Origin of the sequence: Mesorhizobium neociceri (assembly GCF_013520985.1) — a bacterium.
In the GTDB taxonomy this organism is placed as follows: Bacteria; Pseudomonadota; Alphaproteobacteria; order Rhizobiales; family Rhizobiaceae; genus Mesorhizobium; species Mesorhizobium neociceri.
On record NZ_JACDTY010000006.1, the window covers coordinates 1 to 24,542 of the forward strand.

At 62.4% G+C, this 24,542-nt stretch carries 17 protein-coding genes and 1 pseudogene; 3 read left to right on the forward strand and 15 right to left on the reverse strand.

Going from position 1 to position 24,542, the window contains the following annotated elements:
• The first annotated feature begins 288 nt into the window (after positions 1–288).
• A complete protein-coding gene (locus H0241_RS13900; protein ID WP_235984279.1) occupies positions 289–627 on the forward strand; it encodes a hypothetical protein in 339 nt (112 codons plus the stop codon).
• 54 nt (positions 628–681) lie between these two features.
• On the opposite strand, the gene H0241_RS13905 is transcribed toward H0241_RS13900, so the two are convergent.
• From H0241_RS13905 to H0241_RS13930, 6 genes and pseudogenes are all read right to left on the reverse strand, one after another.
• Positions 682–1,041, reverse strand: coding sequence for a helix-turn-helix transcriptional regulator (locus H0241_RS13905; RefSeq protein ID WP_181058241.1), 360 nt, complete (start codon positions 1,039–1,041; stop codon positions 682–684).
• A 9-nt stretch (positions 1,042–1,050) separates the two neighbouring features.
• Positions 1,051–1,299 (reverse strand): type II toxin-antitoxin system RelE family toxin, encoded by a 249-nt coding sequence (locus H0241_RS13910; RefSeq protein ID WP_181058242.1) that lies wholly within the window; start codon positions 1,297–1,299, stop codon positions 1,051–1,053.
• A 67-nt stretch (positions 1,300–1,366) separates the two neighbouring features.
• Positions 1,367–2,986, reverse strand: coding sequence for an ABC transporter ATP-binding protein (locus tag H0241_RS13915; protein WP_181058243.1), 1,620 nt, complete (start codon positions 2,984–2,986; stop codon positions 1,367–1,369).
• A 33-nt stretch (positions 2,987–3,019) separates the two neighbouring features.
• On the reverse strand, positions 3,020–4,147 hold the full coding sequence (locus H0241_RS13920; RefSeq protein WP_181058244.1) for an ABC transporter permease: 1,128 nt from the start codon (positions 4,145–4,147) through the stop codon (positions 3,020–3,022).
• 9 nt (positions 4,148–4,156) lie between these two features.
• Positions 4,157–5,080: an ABC transporter permease subunit gene (locus tag H0241_RS13925; RefSeq protein ID WP_181058245.1), complete on the reverse strand. Its 924-nt coding sequence runs from the start codon at positions 5,078–5,080 to the stop codon at positions 4,157–4,159.
• Between the two features lie 425 nt (positions 5,081–5,505).
• Positions 5,506–6,873 (reverse strand): annotated as a pseudogene (locus H0241_RS13930) (peptide ABC transporter substrate-binding protein); the annotation flags it as partial.
• Between the two features lie 250 nt (positions 6,874–7,123).
• On the opposite strand from H0241_RS13930, the gene H0241_RS13935 reads away from it, so the two are divergent.
• Positions 7,124–7,582, forward strand: coding sequence for a TadE/TadG family type IV pilus assembly protein (locus H0241_RS13935; RefSeq protein WP_407941744.1), 459 nt, complete (start codon positions 7,124–7,126; stop codon positions 7,580–7,582).
• The gene (locus tag H0241_RS13940; protein ID WP_181058246.1) at positions 7,582–9,351 is read left to right on the forward strand and encodes a pilus assembly protein TadG-related protein; all 1,770 of its coding nucleotides are present in this window, start codon (positions 7,582–7,584) and stop codon (positions 9,349–9,351) included. Before H0241_RS13935 ends, H0241_RS13940 begins: the two co-directional genes overlap by 1 nt.
• Positions 9,352–9,366: 15 nt before the next feature.
• Here the strand turns inward: H0241_RS13940 and bglA are convergent, their stop codons facing one another.
• The 9 genes from bglA to H0241_RS13985 all read right to left on the reverse strand — a co-directional run bounded on the left by bglA (position 9,367) and on the right by H0241_RS13985 (position 24,528).
• A complete protein-coding gene (gene bglA, locus H0241_RS13945; protein ID WP_181058247.1) occupies positions 9,367–11,016 on the reverse strand; it encodes a beta-galactosidase BglA in 1,650 nt (549 codons plus the stop codon).
• The gene (glgX, locus tag H0241_RS13950) at positions 11,016–13,016 is read right to left on the reverse strand and encodes a glycogen debranching protein GlgX (protein ID WP_181058248.1); all 2,001 of its coding nucleotides are present in this window, start codon (positions 13,014–13,016) and stop codon (positions 11,016–11,018) included. The genes bglA and glgX overlap by 1 nt, the downstream gene beginning before the upstream one ends.
• Positions 13,017–13,188: 172 nt before the next feature.
• Positions 13,189–14,817 carry an alpha-D-glucose phosphate-specific phosphoglucomutase gene (locus H0241_RS13955; RefSeq protein WP_181058249.1) on the reverse strand — a complete coding sequence of 543 codons (1,629 nt, stop codon included), beginning with the start codon at positions 14,815–14,817 and terminating at the stop codon, positions 13,189–13,191.
• A 3-nt stretch (positions 14,818–14,820) separates the two neighbouring features.
• Positions 14,821–16,266 (reverse strand): glycogen synthase GlgA, encoded by a 1,446-nt coding sequence (gene glgA, locus H0241_RS13960; protein WP_181058250.1) that lies wholly within the window; start codon positions 16,264–16,266, stop codon positions 14,821–14,823.
• A gap of 103 nt (positions 16,267–16,369) precedes the next feature.
• Complete coding sequence (glgC, locus tag H0241_RS13965; protein WP_023670729.1) at positions 16,370–17,635, reverse strand: glucose-1-phosphate adenylyltransferase; 1,266 nt, start codon at positions 17,633–17,635, stop codon at positions 16,370–16,372.
• A gap of 59 nt (positions 17,636–17,694) precedes the next feature.
• Positions 17,695–19,908, reverse strand: a complete 2,214-nt coding sequence (glgB, locus tag H0241_RS13970; RefSeq protein WP_181058251.1) for a 1,4-alpha-glucan branching protein GlgB — start codon at positions 19,906–19,908, stop codon at positions 17,695–17,697.
• A gap of 118 nt (positions 19,909–20,026) precedes the next feature.
• Complete coding sequence (locus H0241_RS13975) at positions 20,027–22,489, reverse strand: glycogen/starch/alpha-glucan phosphorylase (RefSeq protein ID WP_181058252.1); 2,463 nt, start codon at positions 22,487–22,489, stop codon at positions 20,027–20,029.
• 141 nt (positions 22,490–22,630) lie between these two features.
• Positions 22,631–23,413, reverse strand: a complete 783-nt coding sequence (locus H0241_RS13980) for an ATP-binding cassette domain-containing protein (RefSeq protein WP_181058253.1) — start codon at positions 23,411–23,413, stop codon at positions 22,631–22,633.
• The gene (locus H0241_RS13985; protein ID WP_181058254.1) at positions 23,410–24,528 is read right to left on the reverse strand and encodes an ABC transporter permease; all 1,119 of its coding nucleotides are present in this window, start codon (positions 24,526–24,528) and stop codon (positions 23,410–23,412) included. Before H0241_RS13985 ends, H0241_RS13980 begins: the two co-directional genes overlap by 4 nt.
• Positions 24,529–24,542 lie beyond the last annotated feature (14 nt).

Below are 24,542 nucleotides of genomic sequence, written 5' to 3' on the forward strand. Positions count from 1 at the left end.
CTCGCGAAGATCATTGGAAAGAGGTCGGGTCATCAGATGCTGGCCTCCACTCCAGCCAGCATCTTGAATCACAAAACCGACAAATCGGGAATCCCCTTCGATTCCATCAAGTCGTGAACCGCTCTAGGTGTTTGTTCTCCCGACACCCCCAAGATACCTTAAAGGCAAACCGGCGGCATCGGAGTCCGGTGTGCGCATGGTATTTTGACGAGACAACCATCTGCGCTACCTCGATAATAGGACAACCGCCGAAACAGCGGCCCGGAACGAGGTTTGCGGAAGATGACGTTGTTGATTTCAAACGCAGGCCGACTGTCAGCGCTGCTTGCCCTGTCCCTTGCGGCAGGCTGCTCATCGCTGGGCAGCACGGTCAACCCGGCGAAATATGACAGCATGTCATGCACCGAGCTCAACAATGCCGTTGGCGATATCGCACGCGACATCTCACAGACCGCCATCACCCGCGGCAAGGTCGCCAACACCAGCGTTCCGAAGTGGCTGCTCGTCGGCGCTCGCGTGAAGAGCGCAGTCGCCAATCGTGAGACAGCCAGGATCGAAAAGCTGAAGCAACAACAAGACGCGATTATCGCTATACGCGCCAGCAGGTGTTCGACGTCGTCGAGATAGCTGAGCTGCGTGGTTTCGCCCGACAAGTCAGATCAAGCGCGCCGGCGTATCCCTTCAGTCCTCGTCAACCAGCTGATCGACCGGTACGTCGAGTGCGCGCGATAGCCGTAGCCATAGTCCGACATCGCCACCTCGCTTGCCGTTCTCGATCGCCGACAGCATGTTTTGTGAAATGCCGACTTCCGCCGCCAGGGCCGTCTGAGTCTTGCTCCTCTTCCCCCGCCAGAAGGCAAGCGGCGATGCGGCATTGGCAAAGGCGAGCGCCTCATCGGCGGTGAAGCCAGGAGCCTCGCCGGCCCGATAGCTCGCCACCTCACGGGCACGCGCAGCCCGATCCTGCAGCGCATCGAGTTCTGCGCGCGGCAAGACCGCCATTTCGTCGCCCTTGGGTGTGGTGAAGTAGTGGATACTCATTGCCACGTCCTACTCGTAGATGGAGCCGCGCGGGCCGATCCTGCTGACGATGATCTCATCGTCCGACTGGGTGAAGATGATGCGGTAGTCTCCGACACGCAGCCGCATTTCATCTGAACCAACCAGTTTCTTGACGTTGTTGGCCATGGCTTCCGGCGTCTCGGCATAGACCGCGATCTTGTCGACTATGCGAGCGGCATCAGCCTTGTGCTTGCGCAGCGATTTGATTGCGGCAGCCAGGTAGACAACCCGCCTCACGGATCAATATCTCACATTGCAATAACTAGATCAACAAATAAATCTCATACTGAGATATCTTTGAATCTCAAGCACTCAACCTGAAGCGCGTGACATCGATCGCCGCGTTCATCAGCGTCTGCGTGTAGGCGGCCTGCGGATTGCTGAAGATCTCTTCGGTCGGGCCTTCCTCGACGATCTTGCCCTGTTTCATGACGATGATGTAGTCGGCCATGGCGCGTACGACCGCGAGGTCGTGGCTGATGAAGAGGTAGGACAGTTCGTGGTCGGCCTGCAGCTTGCGCAGCAGCTCGACGATCTGCTTCTGCACCGAGCGGTCGAGTGCGGAGGTCGGCTCGTCCAGCACCACCACTTTCGGTTTCAGGATCATGGCGCGGGCAATGGCGATGCGTTGGCGCTGGCCGCCGGAGAATTCGTGCGGATAGCGGTTGCGCGCATTGGGGTCGAGGCCGACCTCGAGCAGTGCCTCCACGGCGCGCTGGTCGCGCTGCTTGCCGGACAAGGAGGGCTCATGAACCAGAAGCCCTTCGGTGATGACCTGGCCGACGGTCATGCGCGGCGACAGCGAGCCGAACGGGTCCTGGAAGACCAGCTGCAATTCGCGCCTGAGCGGCCGCATCGCCTGGCGGTCGGCGGTTGAAATATCACGGTCGCCGAAGCGGATGACGCCGTCGCTCGGCAACAACCTCAGCAGTGCGCGGCCGAGCGTCGATTTTCCCGAGCCGGATTCGCCAACGATGCCGATCGTCTGGTTGCGTTTCAGCCGGATCGAAATGTGGTCGACGGCGCGTAGCAGCAGCGGCTCGCTGGCGAGGAAGCCGCCGCCGATCTTGAACGTCACCTCGACGTTCCTGCCTTCGAGCAGCACCGGCGCATTTGCCGACGGTGGCGCCTTGGTGCCGGTCGGTTCGGCGGCCAGAAGCATTTTCGTATAGGCATGCTGCGGATTGGCAAACAGCGCTTCGGCCTCGCCTTCCTCGACCACCTCACCATAGCGCATGACATAGACGCGGTCGGCAAAGCGCCGGACGATGCCGAGGTCGTGGGTGATGAAGACGATGGCCATGCCGAGCTTGCGCTGCAGTTCGGCGAGCAGCACCAGGATCTGTGCCTGGATGGTGACATCGAGCGCCGTCGTCGGTTCATCGGCGATCAAAATGTCGGGGTCGTTGGCGAGCGCCATGGCGATCATGACGCGCTGGCGCTGGCCGCCCGACATTTCGTGCGGATAGGATTTCATCCGCCGCTCGGGATCGGGGATATGCACCAGCCTGAGCAGCTTGAGCGCCTCCTCGCGCGCCGCGGCCGCGTTCAGCCCGCGGTGCTTGCGGATCGGCTCCATCAGCTGGTTGCCGATCGAATAAAGCGGATCGAGCGAGGTCATCGGCTCCTGGAAGATCATGCTGATCTTGGCGCCGCGGACCTTGTTGAGATCGGCCTTGCTCATGGTCAAAAGGTTGCGGCCGCGATAGTCCACATGGCCCGTCGCCTCGCCGTTGGACGCCAGCAGGCTCATCGCCGCCATCATCGTCTGGCTCTTGCCGGAGCCGGACTCGCCGACCACGGCAACCGTCTCGCCCGCATTGACGTGGATGTTGATGCCCTTGACCGCTTCGACGGCGCCGTCGAGCGTGCGGAAGCGGACGCGAAGGTCCTTGACGCTGAGGATCGTTTCGGGAGTTGCCATATCAACGGTTCCCATCTTTATCGATCCCCATCTTTATCGATCTCTCGGGTCGAGCGCATCGCGCAGGCCGTCGCCGACGAAATTCAGCGCGAACAGCGTGGAGACGAGGAAGAAGGCGGGGAACAGGAGCAGCCAGTTGGCGGTGCCGATGTTCTTGGCGCCGACCGAGATCAGCACGCCCCAGCTGGTCATCGGCTCCTGGACGCCAAGGCCGAGGAAGGACAGGAAGCTTTCCAGGATGATGACCTGCGGCACCAGCAGCGTCATGTAGATCACCACTGGTCCGAGCAGATTGGGGATGACATGGCGCAGCAGAATGCCGCGCTGGCCGACACCCATGGCTTCGGCCGCCTGGACATATTCCTGGCGGCGGATCGACAGCGCCTGGCCGCGCACGATGCGCGCCATGTCGAGCCACAGTACCGCCCCCACCGCCAGGAACATCAGCACGAAGTTGCGGCCGAAGAACACCACCAGCATGATGACGAAGAAGATGAAGGGCAAGGAATAGAGCACGTCGACGATGCGCATCATCACCTCGTCGATCTTGCCGCCGGAAAAGCCGGCCGCCGCCCCGTAGAGCACGCCGATGACGACGGCGACAACGCCGGCAAGCAGGCCGATGGCCAGCGAAATGCGCCCTGCCATCAGCGTGCGGGACAATAGGTCGCGGCCGGTATTGTCGGTGCCGAACAGGAAATATTGCTGCTTGACCGACGCCGTCATCGTCAATTCGAGCCCGTCGGCCGACTTGCTCTCTATCTTGGTATCGTCGAAGGCATCGGAGCGGTCGAGATAGCGGATGTTGCGATCGTCGATCGGTTTGGTCGAGGTGACGGTGACAGTGACGCGACTGCCGTCCAGTTTCCACTCCTTGATGTCGACGCGCATGCGCTTGATGGCATCCTTGAGCGCCGTCTCGATCATGTCGGGCTTCGGATAGGCAGAAAAGCTTGGTGGCGTGCGCACGTAGTCGGCGTAGATGGTGGTGTATTGATGCGGCACGAACCAGGGGCCGAAGATGCTGATGACGCCAATGAAGACCAGATAATAGAGGCTGAACATGGCGGCGCGGTTGGCTTTGAGGCGCGCCCATGCGTCTCCCCAGAGCGAGCGGCCGACGACGGCCGGCGGAGCGGCGGTGGCTGCGATATCAGTCATAGCGCACCCTCAGTCATAGCGCACCCTTGGGTCGACGACCGCGTACATGACGTCGACGATCAGGTTGAAGACGATGGTGAAGAGCGCGATCACCACCACGGTTCCCATCACCAGCGTGTAATCGCGGTTGAGCGCGGCATCGACGAAATAGCGGCCGACACCGGGAATGGAGAAAATGGTCTCGACGATGACCGAACCGGTGAGCAGCGCCGCAGCTGCCGGACCGGTGAAGGAAACGATCGGCAGGATGGCGCCGCGCAGCGCGTGCTTGACCACCACCGACCAGTCGGAAAGGCCGAGCGCACGCGCCGTTCGGATATGATGCGAACGCAAGCTCTCGATCATCGACCCGCGCATCAGGCGGGCAACGATGGCGATCTGCGGCAAAGCCAGCGTCAGCACCGGGCCGATCTTGTTGATCAATGCGCCATCACCCCAGCCGCCGATCGGCAACAGCTTCCAGGTCAATCCGAACAGCAGCTGAATCACAGGAGCGATGACGAAGGTGGGGATGGTGCTGCCGGCGGTCGCCAACGCAATCACCGTATAATCGCCAAGCTTGTTCTGGTTGAGCGCGGCGATGGTGCCGAGCACCGAACCAAGCAGCAGCGCCAGGATCAGCGCCGAGGTGCCGAGCTGGACTGAAATCGGCAAGCCCTTGGCGAACAGTTCGGTGACGGTGAAGTCAGGCAAATTGTAGCTCGGTCCGAAATTGCCGCGCAAAAGATTGCCGAGATAGTGGGCATATTGAAGCCAGAGCGGATCGTTGAGGCCGAACTGAGCTTCTAGATTGGCCCTGATCTCGGGACTGAGGCCCCGCTCCTGATTGAATGGGCCGCCCGGTGCGACTCGTATCAGGAAGAACGCCATGGTCACGATGACGAATAGCGTCGGTATGGCGGTCAAAAGCCGCCGGAAGATATATCGCAGCATCGGCGCCCCGCTTCGGCCAGAGCGACACTACGTCCCTACGGACGCATTGCCACGCTCCGGCGCCAAATCTTCGCACCGGGCTTGCCGAAAATCGACCACGACTTTCGGACCGATGCGATGACCGACCGGCCCGCCGCGCCCGGATGAGGCGCGGCGGTCCAGTCAGCGATGATTCAGTCCTTGGAGACGAAGCGGGACGGATGGATGTCCATCACATTGTCATCGAAGCCATGCAGCTTCGAGGAAACGATGTCGTGGAAGCTGTAGTAGAGAAGCGGAATGTTGCCGACGTCGTCGACAAGGATGCGCTCGGCCTCGGTGAGGTCCTTCATGCGCTCTTCTGGCTTGCCACCGGCAGCCGCGGCCTTGTCCATGGCCGCTTCATATGCCGGGCTGACGTAGCTCGAATAGTTGTTTCCGCTGGCCTTGCGTGTGATGCCGAGGAAGGTCTCGGGATCCTTGTAGTCGGCGATCCAGGCGGCACGCGCCACGTCGTAGTTGCCCTTCTGCTCAAGGAAGGAGTAGTGGGTCTTGGTATCGGTGTTGAGCAGCGTGATCTCGACGCCAAGCGGCTTCAACTGTTCCTGGATGGCAACCGCGGTGTTCTTGTGGTTCTCCGAGGTGTTGTAGCGGATTTCCATCTTCAGCGGATGCTCGGGCGTATAGCCGAGCTTCTCAAGTATCTTCTTGGCGGCGTCCTCGCGGTCGATCTGCGGCATGTCGGCGTATTTGGCCATTGCCGGCGTGTAGCCCGCGATGCCCGGAGGCACCATCGAATAGCCAGGCAGCATCGAGTTCTGCCAGACTTTCTCGGCGAGGAAGTCGCGATCGATCGCCATCGAGATGGCGTTGCGCAGTTCGACATTGTCCCACGGCGCCTTGTCGGTCTTGATCGCGTAATAGTAGGTGCCGAGATACGGTCCGACACGGACCTGATCGCCGAACTTGGTCTTGAGGTCAGCGAGCTGTTCGGTCGGCAGGTCGCCGTAGCTGTCGAGTTCGCCGGCCTCGAAGCGCTTCATCGCCGATGAGCGGTCTTCGGTCGGGATATAGTTGACGACGTCCATCTTGACGGTCGCGGCGTCCCAGAATTTCGGATTCTTGACCAGCTTCATGTGGTCGTTGGGAATCCACTCGGCCAGTGTATAGGCGCCGTTGGAAACGAGATTGCCCGCCTTGATCCAGTCGGCGCCGAGTTTGTCGATCGAGGCCTTGTTGACCGGATAGGTGGCCTGGTGGGTCAGCATCTCGAGGAAGTATGGCGTCGGCGCCTTCAGCGTCACTTCCAGCGTGTTGGCGTCGATCGCCTTGACGCCCATGTCCTCGGGCTTGCCTTTCTTGGTGTTGACTTCCTCGGCGTTCTTCACGGGATAGAGCATGGAAGCGTATTCGGCGGCGGTCGCCGGATCCTCCAGCCGACGGAAGGAGTAGACGAAATCGTCCGCCGTCACCGGGCTGCCATCCGACCACAAGCCGTCCTTGCGCAGCTTGAAGGTGTAGACGGTGCCGTCGTCGGATACGGTCCAGCTTTCGGCGGCGCCCGGAATGAGGTTCGTCTTCTGATCGTGCATGACCAGTCCCTGGAACAGGTCGCGTATGATATCGGCTTCGTAGACGGTCGAGGTCTTGTGCGGATCGACTGTCTCCGCTTCGGCGGCGCTGCCTCTGTTATAGACAGTCTCGGCAAGGGCCGGCGTGAGGAATGTGCCTGCAGCAAAGGTCATGGTCGTGGCGACCAGCGTCGCCTTCAGCATGTTTTTCAGCATGAAGTCTCTCCCTGTGGCGCTGCCCATCGGCTACGCCTTACGAGTGTTAACGCCCCGGGACCGATTTCTGGCCCCTTTGAGCGCGCCGCCGGTTCCCGTTCCGGCGGCTGGTGGCAGGAGACTAGACAGACGGAAATATTATTTCAACCGCCCGCTGCTTGACGTTGAGTGAGCAGTCTTGCGCTAAAATAGGAGCAGCTAAAATGAACATGCCTTTCAACTGGCTGCATCTTGCGGTTGCTTTATCGGTTTTCTGTTTTTGCAAGCGGAGTTTGGCATGCTCGGCAGTATGCTGCAGAACCAAAAACTCCCCCCTTCGTGGTGTCGTTTCCGGACGAACGCCTCGGGGACCTCGGCGATCGAATTTGCCATGCTGGCGCCGTTGTTCATCCTGCTTCTGCTCGGAATGGTTGCATATGGCATCTATTTCGGCGCCAGCCACTCGGTCCAGCAAATCGCGGCGGATGCGGCGCGAACCGCGATTGCGGGGCTGAACGCCACTGAACGCAAGACTCTGGTGACCAACTTCATCAACAACGATGTCAACGGTTATCCCTTCGTCGATGCCACGAAACTGACGGTCGATGCCAAGGACAGTGTCGCCGATGGCAGCCAGTTCGTGGTCTCGGTCAGCTACGACGCACGGAATTTGCCGATCTGGAATCTGTTTCCCAATCTGTCGATGCCGGGCATGACCATTCAACGTCAATCGACGATCCGGGTCGGGGGCATCTGATGCGTAGTGCCGTTGCTGGAATGTGGCAGATATGCCGGCGGCTGCTGCGCGAGAAGCGGGCCAATTTCGCTGTCATGACGGCGCTTAGCGCGCCCGTCGCGCTGGTGCTGACGGCGTTCGCCGTCGACCAGGGTGCGCTGTTCAACGAGCGCCGCGCAGCGCAGTCGATCGTCGACCTGGCGGCGATCACTGCCGCGGCCAATCTCGCCAACGTCGAAACGGCGGTGCTGACGACGCTGAAGGACAATGGCATCAGCTCGGTTGCCGTGCAGAAAGACGGGAAAAACGTCGCGCCGACAGCCACCAAGGCGGTGGTCCAGATTGTGCCGGGGCGCTACACCGGCTTGAGTTCGATCGCCGCCGGCAGCCGGTTCGAGGCAGGCAAGCTGCCCTACAATGCCGTGCAAGTGTTCCTGAAGAAGCAGGGCACGCTCTATTTCGGCACCTCGCTCATGGCCCCGCCGGTCATCGGCACGATGGCCACCGCAAACGCCCAGGCGCAGGCAAGCTTTTCGGTCGGCTCGAGGCTGCTCAGCGTCAATGGCGGCCTGCTCAACGCGCTCCTCAACGGGCTGGTGGGCGGCAACATCTCGCTCAGCGTGATGGACTATAATTCCCTGATCGCGGCCGACATCAACGTCCTTTCCTTTGTCGACGCGCTCGCGGTTCAGTTGCACATGACCGGGGTGTCCTATTCGGATGTGCTGGCTTCAAAGGCGAGCATCGGCCAGATCGCAACCGCCATGGCCAATGTCCCGGGGTTGGGCAACACGGCCAAGCTGGCCTTGCAGTCGGTGGCCTCGAAGGCCACCAGCACGGTCCAGATTCCACTCAGCCACCTTGTCGACCTCGGCTCGGTCGGCCGTCTGGGCCTCGGGCAAAAGCCGTCGGGCCTGGGTGTCGATACCAGCGCCATGGGAATGCTGACGGCCGCAGCCTCCCTTGCCAACGGCACCAACCAGGCCCAGCTCGACCTGGGCCTCACCGTGCCTGGCCTCACCGCCACGACGCTCAACGTTGCCATTGGCGAGCCGATGCAATCCTCGCCATGGCTGGCTGTCGGCGAGGCCGGTACCGTGGTGCGCACCGCGCAGACACGCATCAAGCTTCTGGCGTCGGTCACTGTCGGCAACAGCAATATCGGCGGCGGCACCACCCTGCTCTCCGTTACCTTGCCGCTGCATATCGAAATCGCCTATGCGGAGGCCAAGCTGACGGACATAAGCTGTCCGACGGGCCGTCCCGAGAGCATCAAGGTCACCATCGCCACGCGCCCCGGTGTCGTCGAGGCGCATCTCGCGGCCAGCAGTGCCGACGGTAATCCCGGCGCCTTCGCCGATTTCACCAAACCGCAATCCTTCTACAACACCGAAATCGCTGCGGTGAGGCTGCTGCTCGTCCCGCTCTTGTCGGTGAAGGGCTCTGCGGCGTTTGCGATGACCAACATGAACTCGACGGACCTCGTCTTCAACTACGGCGACATCACCGCCAAGACGATCAAGACCGTCTCAACGCAGAACCTGACGCAGTCGCTGACCACGTCGCTGGTCAAGAATCTGTCGCTGACAGCCAACGTGCTGAGCCTGCCGATCAACCTCAGCGCCCTGCTTGGAACGGTGAAGCCGGCGGTGGTGGCGCTGCTGAACAGCGTGACGGCGCCCGTCGACACGCTGGTCTACAATGTGCTTGCGGCGCTCGGTGTGAGCGTCGGCCAGGCCGATGTCCGGGTCACCGGCGCGACCTGCGGCCGCTCCGTTCTGGTGCAATAAAGCCCGACCTGTCGGTTAGCCGGCTCGTCCGACAAAGCTGCCCAGCGCCGGCAGCGACAGCCCCTCCTCCTGTAGGACCGCACCGCCACCCGGAGCTATCGTCACGACGGGCCCGAAATCCGGCGGCAGTGGCCAGTCGGCCGGCTCGTCGGCGAAATTGAAGACGCAGAGCAATGTCTCGCCTTCGCCCTGCCTGATGAAGGCAAGGACATCGCCCTCGGTTTCGAGAAAGCGGATCGAACCCTTGACCAGAGCCGGATGCGCCTTGCGCAAGGCCAGCATCGCCCGGTAGCCGGCAAGCACGGAATTTTCGTCGCCATTCTGGATGTCGACCGCTTGGGCGCGGTGGCTGGCCGGCACCGGCAACCAAGGTTTTGCCGGGGAAAAACCGGCATTGTCGGCGCCCGCCTCCCAAACCATGGGCGTGCGGCAACCGTCCCTGCCCTTGACCCCCGGCCAGAAACGGATGCCGACAGGATCGCGCAGATCCTCGAAGGTCAGCTCCGCCTCTTCCAGCCCAAGCTCTTCGCCCTGGTAGAGGCAGATCGAGCCGCGCAGGCAGGAGAGCAGCGCGATCGCGAATGCCGCCACCGCATTTGGATCGCCGCCCGGTCGCGTCCAGCGGCTGACATGGCGCACGACATCGTGGTTGGAGAACGCCCAGCACACCCAACCGTCGACAACGGCTGCCTCGAAGGCCTCGACGCAGCCGCGCACATGGGCGGGCGAGAATTGTGCCCCAAGCAGGTCGAAAGTGTAGCACATGTTGAGCTTGTCGCCGCCGGAGGTGTAGGCGGCGAGCGTCTGCAGCGAGCGGCCTTCGTCGCCGACTTCGCCGACACTGGCGCGGCCGCCATACTCGTCGAGCAAAGAGCGAAAGCGTCGGAGGAAATCGAGGTTCTCCGGTTGCGTCTTGTCGAACAGATGCTCCTGGAAGAGATAGGTGTTGGTTTCGCCATTGGTGCCGGCGACACTCGACGCCAAAGGCGGATTGCTGCGCAGCCAGCGATCATGGACATAGTAGTTGACCGTATCCAGGCGGAAGCCATCGACGCCGCGTTCGAGCCAGAACCGCACTGTCTCCAGCAGCGCATCTTGAACCTCCGGATTGTGGAAATTGAGATCCGGCTGCGAAGCGAGGAAATTGTGCATGTAATATTGCCGGCGGGTCGCATCCCACTCCCAGGCCGGGCCGCCGAAGACCGACAGCCAGTTGTTGGGAGCGTTGCCGTCGGGTTTGGTGTCGGCCCAGACGTACCAGTCAGCCTTGGGGTTGTCGCGGCTGGTACGGCTTTCGACGAACCATTCGTGCTTGTCGGAGGAGTGCGACAGCACCTGGTCGATGATCACCTTCAGGCCGAGCCGGTGCGCCTCGGCCACCAGCGCGTCGAAATCATCGAGCGTGCCGAACATCGGATCGACCGCTTGATAGTCCGAGACGTCGTAACCCATATCGGCCATTGGCGACTTGAAGAAGGGCGACAGCCAGACGGCGTCGACGCCCAGCGAGGCGACGTGCGCCAGCCGCGATGTGATGCCTGAGAGATCGCCGCTGCCGTCGCCGGTCGTGTCCTGGAACGAGCGCGGATAGATCTGGTAGATGACGCAGCCGCGCCAGCAGTCGACGCTCTGTTCAGGCCCCTGCTCGGTATTGCCGTCGGCCATTATTTGCTCTTCCTCGCGCGGTCCTTCGGGATCCGGCGTTCGATCATGAAACTGACACTTCGGCCGGACAGCGGGCGCGCAAGGTCGATCGCCTGCGTTTCGACAGCCGGCTGCCATTGGAACCCTTCCCGTACGGGCAGGGTGAAGACGCATTGACGGCGGTCGCCGTTGACGATGACGGCAAGGCGGCCTCCTTCCGTATCGCCGAGCAGCATGATGAGGCGATGGCGCGCGGCATCGTTCCAGTCGGCTTCGCCAAGCGGCGCGCCGGTCTCGGTCAACCAGGCGACATCGGGCACATCCGAACCGGCCGGCGGCTCCCCGGTGAGGAAGCGCGGGTCGGCAAGCGCTGAAACCGCGCGGCGGAGTGCCGCGAGCGCCGACACATGGGCTTCCAGCGCGAGATCGCGCCCGGCCCAGTCGAGCCAGGTGATGGCGTTGTCCTGCGCATAGGCGTTGTTGTTGCCCTTTTGCGTGCGGCCGAATTCGTCGCCCGCCGTCAGCATGATCGTGCCGCGCGAAGCAAACAAGGTGGTGAGCAGCGCGCGGCGGTCACCGGAACGGGCCTCAGCAATCGCCTTGTCGGAGGTCTCGCCCTCGACGCCATTGTTCCAGGACAGGTTCTCACTGTGGCCGTCGCGGTTCTTCTCGCCATTGGCCTGGTTGTGCTTGGCCTCATAGGCGACGATGTCGGCCAAGGTCATGCCGTCATGCGCGGCGATGAAATTCACCGTCCGGCTGGTGCTGAGCCCTTCTTTGGCGAAGATATCGGACGAGCCGGCGAGCCGTGTGGCCAGCGCACCGACGGCGCCAGCATCGCCGCGCCAGAAGCGCCTGACATCGTCACGGTAGCGGTCGTTCCATTCCAGATATGGCGGGCGGAAATTGCCGAGCTGGTAGCCGTTCGGACCGATGTCCCAGGGCTCGGCGATCAGCACCCTGTCGGCAAGGATGGGATCGCCAGCGATGGCTTGAAGCAAGGGCGCTTCCGGATCGAAAACGCCATCGACGCGGCCGAGAACCGGCGCCAGGTCGAAGCGGAAACCGTCGACGCCGGCATGGCGGGCGAAATGGCGAAGCGTGTCGAGCACCATCTCCCGAACGATAGGATGATCACAAGCGACCGTGTTGCCGGTGCCGGTGTCATTGACCAGCCGGTTGTCGGCTTCATGTCTGTAATAGGCCTGGTTGTCCAGCCCGCGCAGCGACAGCGTCGGGCCGAGTCGGTCGCTCTCGCCGGTGTGGTTGAAGACGAGATCGAGGATGATGCCGATACCAGCTTTGCGCAGCGCCGCCACCGTATCGCGCAATTCGGCGAGGCCACCGGGCGCCAGGCGCGGGTCAAGCGCCATGAAGGTGACGGGGTTGTAGCCCCAGGCATTGCTTAGGCCGAGCGGCGGCAGATGGCGCTCATCGATCCATGCCGTCACCGGCATCAGTTCGACGGCGGAGACACCGATCTTTTTCAAATGTTCGATGATGGCCGGATGGGCAAGGGCCGCAATGGTGCCGCGCTGGGCTTCCGGCACGTCCGGATGCAGCTTGGTGAAGGAGCGGACATTGAGTTCGTAGATCAGGCCGCCGGGCTGAAACAGCGACGGCTTGGCCGGCATCGGCTTCGGCAAAACCCGCGCAATGGTCTTCGGCATCAGAGCCGCGGTGTCGGCGCCTTCGTTGCGCCGTGCCGCAAGCCGCCAGTGGTGGGCATAGGGCCGGTCGATCTCGACGGCGTAGGGATCGGTGAGCAGCTTGTCGGGATCGAACCACAGCCCGCGCTCGGGCGCATAGTCGCCGTCGGCGCGAAAACCGTAGCGGGTGCCGGCAGCGAGGCCGGCGACGAACAGCGCATGCACGCCTTCGCCTTCCGGCTGGAGCTCAAGCCGGTCGATTTCGCGCGCGCCGGTTTCGTCGAAGATCGACACCCAGAGGCGTCGCGCCGACGACGACCATGCGGCGAAGCGGATGCCATCGCGGGTGGTAGTGGAGCCGAGTTGGGTCATGCAGTCTCCCCCTTCTCCCCTTGTGGGAGAAGGTGTCGCCGAAGGCGACGGATGAGGGGTGCTCCAGCTTGGCACCGACTGCGATCCGTCCAACACCCCTCAACCGTCTCGGCGCTGCGCGCCGATCCACCTTCTCCCACAAGGGGAGAAGGGAAAGCGCGCGCAGCCACTCTCAAGTAATCACGCTCGGCTTGTTGCGGCCGGTGTGGCTCTTGATCCCTGCAATATCATCGGCAGCCGCGATCAGGTCGGCAAGCGCCTCCTGCGTATCGAGATCGTGCCTCGCTCTGTCAGGCTCGTAGCGCTCGATATAGACGCGAAGCGTCGCGCCCGACGTGCCGGTGCCGGACAAACGAAACACGACGCGCGAGCCGCCTTCGAACAGGATACGGATGCCCTGGTTCTTGCTCACCGAACCGTCGACCGGATCGTGGTAGGCGAAGTCGTCGGCATTGGCGATCTTCAGGCCGCGCACGCTGGTGCCGGGCAGCGAAGCGAGCTTGGCGCGCAACTCGTCGACCAGAGCATTGGCGCGGTCGGTCTCGACCTCTTCATAATCATGGCGCGAATAGTAGTTGCGGCCGTAGGTCGCCCAATGTTCGGTGACCACCTGTTTGGCGCTTTCGCCGCGCACGGCCAGGATGTTGAGCCACAACAGCACCGCCCACAGCCCGTCCTTTTCGCGGACATGGTTGGAGCCGGTGCCGGCGCTTTCCTCGCCGCAGATCGTTGCCATGCCGGCATCGAGCAGATTGCCGAAGAACTTCCAGCCGGTTGGCGTCTCGTAGATGCCGATGCCGAGCTTTTCGGCGACACGGTCCGCCGCGCCGCTGGTCGGCATCGACCGGGCGATGCCTTTGAGGCCGTCCTTGTAGCCCGGCGCCAGCTGCGCATTGGCGGCGAGCATCGCCACCGAATCCGACGGGGTGACGAAAATGCCCTTGCCGATGATCAGATTGCGGTCGCCGTCGCCGTCGGAAGCGGCGCCGAAATCAGGCGCATCCGGTCCCATCATCTCGTCATAAAGGTGCTTGGCATGGACCAGGTTCGGATCGGGGTGATGGCCGCCGAAATCCGGCAGCGGCTTGTAGTTGCGGCACGTCCCGTTTTCCGCGCCAAGCCGGCGTTCGAGGATCTCCTTGGCATAGGGTCCGGTGACGGCATGCATGGCATCAAAACGCATGCGAAAGCCGTATTTGAAATTGGCGCGAATGGCGTCGAAGTCGAACAGGCTTTCCATCAGCTCGGCATAGTCGGTGACCGGATCGATCACCTCGACCGCCATGCCGCCGGCAGTCACGGTGCCGATCTTGTCGATGTCGATCTGGTCGATCTCGGCGATCTTGAAAGTCGAAATCGTCTTGGTCTTTTCGAAGATCGCGTCGGTCAGTTTTTCCGGCGCCGGGCCTCCATTGCCGGCATTGTACTTGATGCCGAAATCCTCATGCGGGCCGCCCGGATTGTGGCTGGCCGACAGGATGATGCCGCCGAAGGTCTTGTATTTGCGGATGACATGCGAGGCAGCCGGCGTCGACAATATACCACCCTGCCCGACCATCACCTTGCCGAAGCCGTTGGCCGCAGCCATGGCGATCGCCTTCTGGATGACTTCGCGGTTGTAGAAGCGGCCGTCGCCACCGATCACCAGCGTCTTGCCCTTGAAGCCGTCCAGCGCGTCGAAAATCGACTGGATGAAGTTCTCGGCATAGTGCTCCTGCTGGAAGACAGGCACCTTCTTGCGCAGGCCGGAGGTGCCGGGTTTCTGGTCAAGATAGGGTTTGGTGGGGACGGTCCGGATCATGCTTCAGGCAACCCTTTTCGAAAGCAACAGGCGGTAGAGTTCAACGTATTTGTCGGCGCTCTTGTCCCAGGAGACATCGGCCTTCATGCCCTGGCGCTGTATCTGTTCCCAGACGGCGGGATTTGAATGCGCGTCGACCAGCCGGCGGATGGCGTGCAGCATGGCGCCGCCATTGTTGGGCGCGAACTGGAAGCCGGTGGCGACACCTGCCGAGATCGCTGCCTCATTGGCGTCGATGATGGTGTCGGCAAGGCCGCCGGTACGGGCAACAACCGGCACGCAGCCATAGCGCAGGCCGTAGAGCTGGGTCAGCCCGCAAGGCTCGAAGCGCGAGGGGATGACGATGGCGTCGCAGCCACCCTGCATGGTGTGGGAAAGCCCCTCGTCATAGCCGACGACGACGCCGATGCGGCCGCGATGGCGGGCGGCGGCGGCAAGCAGCGCGCCTTCCAGCCCGGCATCGCCCGAGCCGAGGATCGCCAGCCGAGCGCCGGTGGCGACGACGCCGTCGACCACCGCCGCCAGTATGTCCATGCCCTTTTGCCAGGTCAGCCGGCTGATGACGCAGACGATCGGGCTGTCGTCGCGTTCGAGGCTGAAGCGATCCTCGACAACCGCCCGGTTGGGAAGGCGAGCCTTGAGCGTCTGCGCGGAATAGGCCGACACCAGATGCTTGTCGGTCTCTGGGTTCCAGATGTCGGTGTCGATGCCGTTGACGATGCCGTAGAGGTCCGAGGATCGCATGTTGATCAGGCCGTCGAGGCCCATGCCGAATTCCGGTGAGCGGATTTCCTGCGCATAGGTCGGGCTCACCGTGGTGATCGCCCAGGCCGCCTGCAGGCCGGCCTTGAGGAAGCCGACGCCGCCATAATATTCGACGCCATCGAGCGCCATCGCCACCGCCGGCAGGCCAAGCTCGCCAAAAATGCCGGCGCCGAACTGGCCCTGGAAGGCAAGGTTGTGCACGGTGATCAGCGACGGCACGCCGACCGCCTTGCCGTAACGCATATAGGCGAGCGTCATTGCCGACTGCCAGTCATGGGCGTGCACCAGATCCGGCTGGTAGCCTGATATGGCGCCGCCGGCGATGTCGCCGCCGACCTGGCTCAACGCCGCGAAGCGCCGCCAATTGTCGGGCCAGTCGGCGCCGGCCGCATTACCGTATGGCCCGCCGGGCCGGTCGTAGAGATGCGGCGCGTCGAGCACGAACAGATCGAGCCCGGCAATCTGCACGGCATGGACCGAAGCCTTGCCGCCCTGCAGCAGCGGGTACTGGTAGACGGCCTTCTTTTTCTTGAAGGCGCCCATCACCTGCGGAAAGCCCGGGATGAGCGTGCGCATGGTCACGCCTTTGGCGGCCAGTGCGATCGGCAGTGCGCCGGTCACGTCGGCAAGTCCGCCGGTCTTGATCAGCGGGAAGATTTCGGGCGTGACCGACAGAACCTGCATGCGTCTATCGTCCCTGTCTAACTCTTTGTTTTTCGCAATTCCCAAGGGAAAGCGCTACGCGCTTTTCCCGGGAAAACCGTTTCATACTTTTCCTGGAATTGCTTCACAGCTTCAGCTTGTCGATCATGTCCTGCGTGACCAGGCAGATGCCCTTTTCCGAGACGCGGAAACGTTTGGCGTCAAGGACGGGGTCTTCGCCAACCACCAGCCCTTCCGGTATCCTTACACCGTGGTCGATGACGACACGCTTCAACTTTGCGTTCCGGCCGACATGAACGTCGGGCAGCATGACGACTTCTTCCAGCGTCGAATAGGAGTTGATGCGCGCGCCGGTGAAGATCAGGCTGCGCTTCAGCGACGCGCCTGAGACGATGCAGTCGCCCGACACCAGCGAGGAGACGGCCGAACCGCGGCGGCCATCCTCGTCATGCACGAACTTTGCCGGCGGCTTCAATTCGGCATAGGTCCAGATCGGCCAGTCGCGGTCGTAGAGGTCGAGTTCGGGAGTAATATCGGTCAAGTCGATATTGGCTTCCCAATAGGCGTCGACGGTGCCGACATCGCGCCAATAGGCCTCGTTCTCGGCGGTCGAGCGCACGCAGGATTTGGCGAAGCGATGCGCGATCGCCTTACCGTGCTGGACGATGTAGGGGATGATGTCCTTGCCGAAGTCGCGGCTGGAACCTGGCTCGGCGGCATCGCGGCGCAGCTGTTCCATCAGGAACTTGGTCTTGAAGACATAAATGCCCATCGAGGCCAGCGCGAATTCCGGCTTGTCGGGAATGCCGGGCGGATCGGCGGGCTTTTCGACGAAGGCGATGATGTTGTCCTTACCGTCGACATGCATGACGCCGAAGCCGGTCGCTTCCATGCGCGGCACTTCGAGGCAGCCGACGGTGACATCGGCATTGGCATCGACGTGCTGACGCAGCATCAGCTCATAGTCCATCTTGTAGATGTGGTCGCCGGCAAGGATCACCATATATTCGGGGCCATAGGCCTCGATGATATCGATGTTCTGGTAGACGGCGTCGGCCGTGCCTTCATACCACTGCGTTTCCGAGACACGCTGGCTGGCCGGCAGGATATCAAAACTTTCGTTTCGCTCGGGGCGCAGGAAGTTCCAGCCGCGCTGCAGGTGGCGGATCAGCGAATGCGCCTTGTACTGGGTGGCGACACCGAGGCGGCGAATGCCGGAGTTGAGCGCATTGGACAGCGCGAAATCGATGATGCGCGTCTTGCCGCCGAAATAGACGGCCGGCTTGGCGCGGCGGTCGGTCAACTCCTTGAGCCGGCTGCCGCGGCCGCCGGCCAGCACATAGGCCATGGCATCGCGCGCCAGCGGCTGGGTTCTCTTCAAGTCTGCCATTTTTACCCTCCCAAATTACCAGTCTGGAGCATCGCTCAGTCCGCAACGAGTTGACGGACCTAGTCCGCAACGAGTTCAAGCATGATCGTCGACAGCGGCGGCAAAAGCATCGTCGCCGAAATGCCTCCTCCTTCCGCCCTGGCTTCGACCACGCCGCCATTACCCTTGCCCGAACCACCATAGTCCGAAGCGTCGGTGTTGATGATTTCGCGCCATTTGCCGACCTTGGGCAATGGCACGCGATAATTGTCGCGCGGCACCGGCGTGAAATTGGAAATGACGGCGATCGGGTTGCCGTCGGGCGCGCTGCGCAGCCAGGCGAAGACCGAGTTTTCCTTGTCGTCGACGATCAGCCAGGAAAAGCCGTCCGGCTCGCAGTCGCGCGCATGGAGCGCCGGGCGCGAGCGGTAGAGATAGTTGAGGTCGCGCACCGTGTGCCAGACGCCGCGATGCGGGCGGAAGTCGAGCAAGTTCCAGTCGAGCGCGCGCGCCTCGCTCCACTCGCGGCGCTGGGCGAATTCCTGGCCCATGAACAGCAGCTTCTTGCCGGGATAGCCCCACATGAAGGCGTAGAAGGCGCGCAGTGTCGCGAATTTCTGCCAGTCGTCGCCGGCCATCTTGCCGAGCAGCGTGCCTTTGCCGTGCACGACTTCGTCATGGGACAGCGGCAGCACGAAATTCTCGGAAAAGGCGTAGGTCAGGCCGAAGGTCAGGTCGTTGTGGTGGTGCTTGCGGAAGATCGGCTCCTTGGCGAAATACTCCAGCGTGTCGTGCATGAAGCCCATGTTCCACTTGAAGCCGAAGCCCAGTCCGCCTTCATGAACCGGTGCCGAGACCTTCGGCCATGAGGTCGATTCCTCGGCGATGGTCATGACGCCGGGATGATGGCCGTAGAGCTCCTTGTTCATCTTCTGCAGGAAGGAGACCGCCTCGAGGTTTTCGCGGCCGCCCTTCTCATTGGGGATCCATTCGCCGGCCTTGCGCGAATAATCGAGGTAGAGCATCGAGGCGACTGCATCGACGCGCAAACCGTCGACATGGTATTTCTCGGCCCAGAACAGCGCATTGTTGACCAGGAAGGACACCACCTCGCGGCGGCCGAAATTGTAGATCGCGGTGTTCCAGTCGGGGTGGAAACCCTTGCGCGGGTCGGCATGCTCATAGAGCGCTGTGCCGTCGAAATTGGCCAGGCCATGCGCGTCGACCGGGAAGTGCGCCGGCACCCAATCGAGGATGACGCCGACGCCGGCGCGGTGCGCGCCGTCGACGAAACGGGCAAAACCCTCGGGATCGCCGAAGCGCGCCGAGGGAGCATAAAGTCCGGTTGTCTGATAACCCCATGACGGGTCATAGGGATGTTCGGAGATCGGCAGGAATTCGATGTGGGTGAAGCCGGTTTCGACCGCATAGGGGATCAGCTGGTCGGCAAGCTCGTCCCATGACAGGAAGCTGCCGTCATCGTGCTGTTGCCACGACCCGGCATGGACCTCGTAGATCGAGATGGCTTCACGCCGAGGGTCTGCCTTGCGCCAGTAACTGCGATGCGCCTCGTCGCCCCATTCATGCGCCGGCGGCACCGCCGTCACCGAAGCGGTGGCCGGGCGCAGTTCGGATTTGAAGGCGAACGGATCGGCCTTGAGCGGCAGGCGCACGCCATCGGGGGCGATGATCTCGTATTTGTAGGGGTGGCCGGCGCCGATATCGGGAATGAACAGTTCCCAGATGCCGGTGTCGCGGCGGTCGCGCATTGTGTGCCGGCGGCCGTCCCATTCGTTGAAATCGCCGACCACCGAGACGCGGCGCGCATTGGGCGCCCAGACGGCGAAATGCACGCCGGAGGCGCCTTCATGGTCGATGAGATGGGCGCCGAGCTTGTCGAACAGCCTGAGGTGCGACCCTTGCGCGATGTAATAGTCGTCCATCGGGCCGAGCACCGGGCCGAAGGAATAGGGATCGGTCAGCCACCAGTCGCCGCCGGCATTTTTGGCGTGATAGCGCAGCGGCTGGCGTTTTTTGATCGACAGTTTGCCTTCAAAGAAACCGGCATCGTCGCGGCGTGAGAGTTCGCCGGCGTTCTTGCCGGTCAGCGTATAGGCGGTGACGAATTCGGCGTTGGGCACGAAGCAGCGGGCAACCAGGCCCTTGCCGGCATCATGCACGCCCAGGATTGCAAAAGGATCGCCATGCGTGCCGGCAACAATCGCCGCGACATCGCCGGTTGAGGCCAGCCCGTCCGGCCCGCTTGTCGCAGCGGTCACGCGTGGTTTCCTCATCAGGTAGCGTCCCTCCCAGGGATCTATTTTGTTTTGTTCATGTCGTGATCCCAAAACCGCTACGCACTTTTGGGCGACATTCACGAGGCCACATTGTTCGTGGCCTCATGCAATCATATCAGGCGGGCACGTTCCAGATTTCTTTCGCATATTGGCGGATTGTGCGATCGGAAGAGAACCAGCCGACGCGGGCGACGTTGCGGATTGCGCGTGCGTACCAGTCGGGACTGTTGCGCCAGACGGCGTCGACATCGCGCTGGGCGGCGGCATAGGCGTCAAAATCCGCCGCAACCATGAACCAGTCGGTGTTGTAGAGACCGTCGATCAGTTCGCGGTAGCGATCCGGCTGGTCGGGCGAGAACACGCCCGATGAGACGGCGGCGACAGCCTGCGCCAGTTCCGGCGATCCTTCGATGACGGCGCGCGGGTTGTAGCCATTGCTGCGCCGCTCGGCGACTTCGGCGGTGGTCAGGCCGAAGATGAAGATGTTGTCGTCGCCGACGCACTCCTTGATCTCGACATTGGCGCCGTCGAGCGTGCCGATGGTCAAGGCGCCATTCAGCGCGAACTTCATGTTGCCGGTGCCCGACGCTTCCATGCCGGCGGTCGAGATCTGCTCCGACAGGTCCGCGGCCGGCATCAGCACCTCGGCCAGGCTGACATTGTAGTTCGGTACGAACACCACTTTCAGCAGGCCGCGAACCGACGGGTCGCTGTTGATGACCTTGGCGACGTCGTTGGCCAGTTTGATGATCAGCTTGGCGTTGTGATAGCTGGGCGCCGCCTTGCCGCCGAAGAATTTGACGCGCGGCATCCAGTCCAGCTCGGGATGCGAGCGTATCTGGTCGTAGAGGGCGATGGCTTCCAGGATGTTGAGCAACTGGCGCTTGTATTCGTGGATGCGCTTGACCTGGATGTCGAACAGCGCCGACGGATCGACCCTGATGCCAAGCCGGTCGGCGACGAGATTGGCGAGCTTGACCTTGTTGGAGCGCTTGACGGCGGCGAACTTGTCGCGGAAGGCAGCGTCGCCGGCAAAGGCCTCAAGCCCCTTGATGGCGTCGATATCGTCAAGGAAGCGGTCGCCGATCGCTTCACGGGTGAGCGCGGTGAGGCCTGGATTGCACTGGATCAGCCAGCGCCGCGGCGTGATGCCGTTGGTCTTGTTGTTGATGCGGTCGGGGTAGAGCTTGTGGAGATCGGCAAACACCGTTTCCTTCATCAGCTCGGTATGCAGCGCCGACACGCCATTGATCGAGTGCGAACCGACGAAGGCGAGGTTGCCCATGCGCACGCGGCGGTCGCCGGCTTCCTGGATCAGCGAGATGCGGCTGATCTGCTCGCCCGAGAACTGGTTGGTGGCGCGTGCCTCGAGCAGCACCTGCGCATTGATGGCGTAGACGATCTGCATGTGGCGCGGCAGAAGCCGCTCGAACAGCGGCACCGGCCAGCTTTCCAACGCCTCTGGCAGCAGCGTGTGGTTGGTGTAGCCGAAGGTGCGCTTGGTGATGTCCCAGGCCTGGTCGAAATCCATGCCGTGGATGTCCATCAGCAGACGCAACAGCTCCGGCACGGCAATCGCCGGATGGGTGTCGTTGAGATGGATCGCCGCTTTGTCCGGCAGCGACACGAGATCGCCATACTGGCTGAGATGGCGCTGGAGGATGTCCTGGAGCGAGGCAGTGGAGAAGAAGTATTCCTGCCGGAGCCGCAGTTCCTGGCCGGCCTTGTGGGAATCGGCGGGATAGAGCACGCGCGACAGCGCATCGGCCTTGTTGCTTTCGGCCAGCGCGCCGATGTGGTCGCCGGCGTTGAACTTGTCGAGCAGGATCGGATCGATCGGCATGCCGGACCATAGCCGCAGCGTGTTGACGCGGTTGGCGCGCCAGCCGACCACCGGCGTGTCGTAGGCGACTGCCTGGACATGTTCGGTCGGCTTCCAGACGTGACGTTCGAGCCGTCCATCCTTGGAGGTGATCGATTCCACCGAACCGCCGAAGCCGACCTCGAAGGCGCGTTCGCGGCGTTCGAACTCCCAGGGATTGCCGTGGTCGAGCCAGGTTTCGGGCAGTTCGACCTGCCAGCCGTCATGGATTTCCTGGCGGAACATGCCGTTGGCGTAGCGGATGCCGTAGCCATGCGCCGGAATGTCGACGGTCGCCATGCTTTCCATGAAACAGGCGGCGAGCCGGCCGAGGCCGCCATTGCCGAGCGCCGCATCCGGTTCGAGCCCGGCGATGAGGTCGAGGTCGACGCCCAGCGACTTCAGCGCCTCGCGCATATTGTCCATCAGGCCGAGATTGGAGAAGGCGTCGCGCATCAGCCGGCCGATGAGGAATTCGAGCGACAGATAATAGACGCGCTTTTCCTGCTGGGCGTAGGCCTCCTGCGTCGCCTGCATCCAGTGATCGACGATGCGGTCGCGCACGACCTTGATCGAGGCGGTCAGCCAATCATATTGCGTAGCGACGTTGGTGCCCTTGCCGACCCTGTATTTGAGGGCCGACAGCACCTCGTGGGCAAGCGTCTTGGGATCGGGGATTTCGAGAACAGGGGCTTTGGCTGTCATTGTTCGCGTCATACTGCCTCTCGTGATCGTGCTGCGATCATACCGGCTTTCGCTGTCAGTCCCAGCCCATCCTAGTGCATTGCAACATACATTCAATCGATTTAGATCGGATAGCCGCCGGTTCCCCTGCGGCAATTTATCCGCTGCAAGGGATCAAGCTGCCAGTGCCGCCTCCGGCGGAACCTTGGCTCCAGTCATGAAAGCCACGGCATCGGACATCGTATATTGCTTGGGATCGATGACGGCGAGGCGACGCCCCAGCCGATGGATATGGATGCGGTCGGCGACTTCGAAGACATGCGGCATGTTGTGCGAGATCAGCACGATCGGCAGGCCGCGCCTCTTGACGTCGAGCATCAATTCCAGCACGCGGCGGCTCTCCTTGACGCCGAGGGCGGCGGTCGGCTCGTCCATGATCACCACACGGCTGCCGAAGGCGGCTGCGCGCGCCACAGCCACGCCCTGGCGCTGGCCGCCCGACAGCGTTTCCACCGACTGGTTGATGTTCTGGATGGTCATCAGCCCGAGCTCGGTGAGCTTGTCGCGGGCGATCCGCTGCATCGCCGAACGGTCGAGCCTGCGCAGCCACTGCCCGACAAAACCCGGTTTGCGCAACTCGCGACCAAGAAACATGTTGTCCGCAATCGACAATGCCGGCGACAGAGCGAGGTTCTGGTAGACCGTCTCGATCCCGGCCAGGCGCGCCTCGATCGGCGAGCGGAAATGGACCACTTTGCCGTTGAGCTCGATGGTGCCGGAATCTGGGATGACGGCGCCGCACAGCGCCTTGACCAGCGTCGACTTGCCGGCGCCGTTATCACCGATGACAGCGAGGATTTCGCCCGGCATCAGGTCGAAATCGGCATTGTCGAGCGCCACCACCCTGCCGTAACGCTTGTTAAGCGCCCTGGCCTGCAGAACCGGAGTGCCGCTCATGCCGAAATCCTCCTGATCCACTGGTCGATGGTGACGGCAACGATGATCAGCACGCCCACGGCGAAATCCTGCCACAGCAGTTCGAGGCCAGAAAGCGCGAGCCCGTTGCGGAAGACGCCGACGATCAAGGCGCCGATCAGCGTTCCGACGATCGAGCCGCGGCCGCCGAACAGTGAGGTGCCACCGATCACGACAGCGGTGATGGAGTCGAGATTGGCGGTCTGGCCGGCCTGCGGGCTTACGCCGCCGATGCGCCCGATCAGCACCCAGGCGGCGATCGCGCAGATGAAACCGGCAAGCCCGTACACGGCGATCAGGGTCCGGTTGGTGTTGATACCGGCCAGCCTTGCTGCATCCGGATCGTCACCAGTGGCATAAATGTGCCGCCCCAAGGCCGTTCTGTTCAGCACGTACCAGATGATGAACGCCAGGATCAGCATGACCAGCGACCCGTAGGTCAGCACCCAGCCTTTCAGAAACATCCAGTCGAGCCCAAGCGTTTTTGAGAAGAAATCATATGGTTTGAAGATCGTACCTGTCCATTGCAGGAAGGGCGCCGACGCCTCCATGTCCTGCTGGCGAATGGTTTCGCTCTGGGAATACCAGACGTTCAGCGCGCCAAAAATGCTCCAGGTGCCAAGCGTGACAATGAAGGGCGGCAGGCGCAGCATCGTCACGATAAGACCGTTGATGACGCCGCACGCCGTGCCGCAGAGCAGCCCGAGCGGAAAGGCGATCAACACGGGGACGCCATAGACCACCGCAGTCCGCCCCATCACCACCGAGCAGAGGATCATGATGGCGCCGACGGACAGGTCGATACCGGCGGTAAGGATGATCAGCGTCTGGGCCACACCGAGCACGGCGATGATCGTCACCTGCTGCAGCACCAGCGAGAAGTTGAACGGGGCAAAGAACTTGCTCGGCGCCGCGATCGAGAAGATGACCACACCCAGCAGCAGAACGATAAACGGAATGGATGTGGGAAACTGGTGAAGGAAAGCCTGGACGCGGCGGATCACGCCGGCATCCGATTCATCAAAACTGGCCAAGGCTTCCGTGGCGCCTTGCAGCCCGCGTTCGGCAGTGGCCGAACCCGCGGTATCATCACTCATCAGGCAATCCTCCC

Excerpts from the sequence above, each read along its gene's own strand:
- H0241_RS13905 (WP_181058241.1), bottom strand. The coding sequence starts at position 1,041 with ATGAGTATCCACTACTTCACCACACCCAAGGGCGACGAAATGGCGGTC.
- H0241_RS13915 (WP_181058243.1), bottom strand. The coding sequence starts at position 2,986 with ATGGCAACTCCCGAAACGATCCTCAGCGTCAAGGACCTTCGCGTCCGC.
- H0241_RS13920 (WP_181058244.1), bottom strand. The coding sequence starts at position 4,147 with ATGACTGATATCGCAGCCACCGCCGCTCCGCCGGCCGTCGTCGGCCGC.
- H0241_RS13925 (WP_181058245.1), bottom strand. The coding sequence starts at position 5,080 with ATGCTGCGATATATCTTCCGGCGGCTTTTGACCGCCATACCGACGCTA.
- H0241_RS13935 (WP_407941744.1), top strand. The coding sequence starts at position 7,124 with ATGCTCGGCAGTATGCTGCAGAACCAAAAACTCCCCCCTTCGTGGTGT.
- H0241_RS13940 (WP_181058246.1), top strand. The coding sequence starts at position 7,582 with ATGCGTAGTGCCGTTGCTGGAATGTGGCAGATATGCCGGCGGCTGCTG.
- bglA (WP_181058247.1), bottom strand. The coding sequence starts at position 11,016 with ATGGCCGACGGCAATACCGAGCAGGGGCCTGAACAGAGCGTCGACTGC.
- glgX (WP_181058248.1), bottom strand. The coding sequence starts at position 13,016 with ATGACCCAACTCGGCTCCACTACCACCCGCGATGGCATCCGCTTCGCC.
- H0241_RS13955 (WP_181058249.1), bottom strand. The coding sequence starts at position 14,817 with ATGATCCGGACCGTCCCCACCAAACCCTATCTTGACCAGAAACCCGGC.
- glgA (WP_181058250.1), bottom strand. The coding sequence starts at position 16,266 with ATGCAGGTTCTGTCGGTCACGCCCGAAATCTTCCCGCTGATCAAGACC.
- glgC (WP_023670729.1), bottom strand. The coding sequence starts at position 17,635 with ATGGCAGACTTGAAGAGAACCCAGCCGCTGGCGCGCGATGCCATGGCC.
- glgB (WP_181058251.1), bottom strand. The coding sequence starts at position 19,908 with ATGAGGAAACCACGCGTGACCGCTGCGACAAGCGGGCCGGACGGGCTG.
- H0241_RS13975 (WP_181058252.1), bottom strand. The coding sequence starts at position 22,489 with ATGACGCGAACAATGACAGCCAAAGCCCCTGTTCTCGAAATCCCCGAT.
- H0241_RS13980 (WP_181058253.1), bottom strand. The coding sequence starts at position 23,413 with ATGAGCGGCACTCCGGTTCTGCAGGCCAGGGCGCTTAACAAGCGTTAC.
- H0241_RS13985 (WP_181058254.1), bottom strand. The coding sequence starts at position 24,528 with ATGAGTGATGATACCGCGGGTTCGGCCACTGCCGAACGCGGGCTGCAA.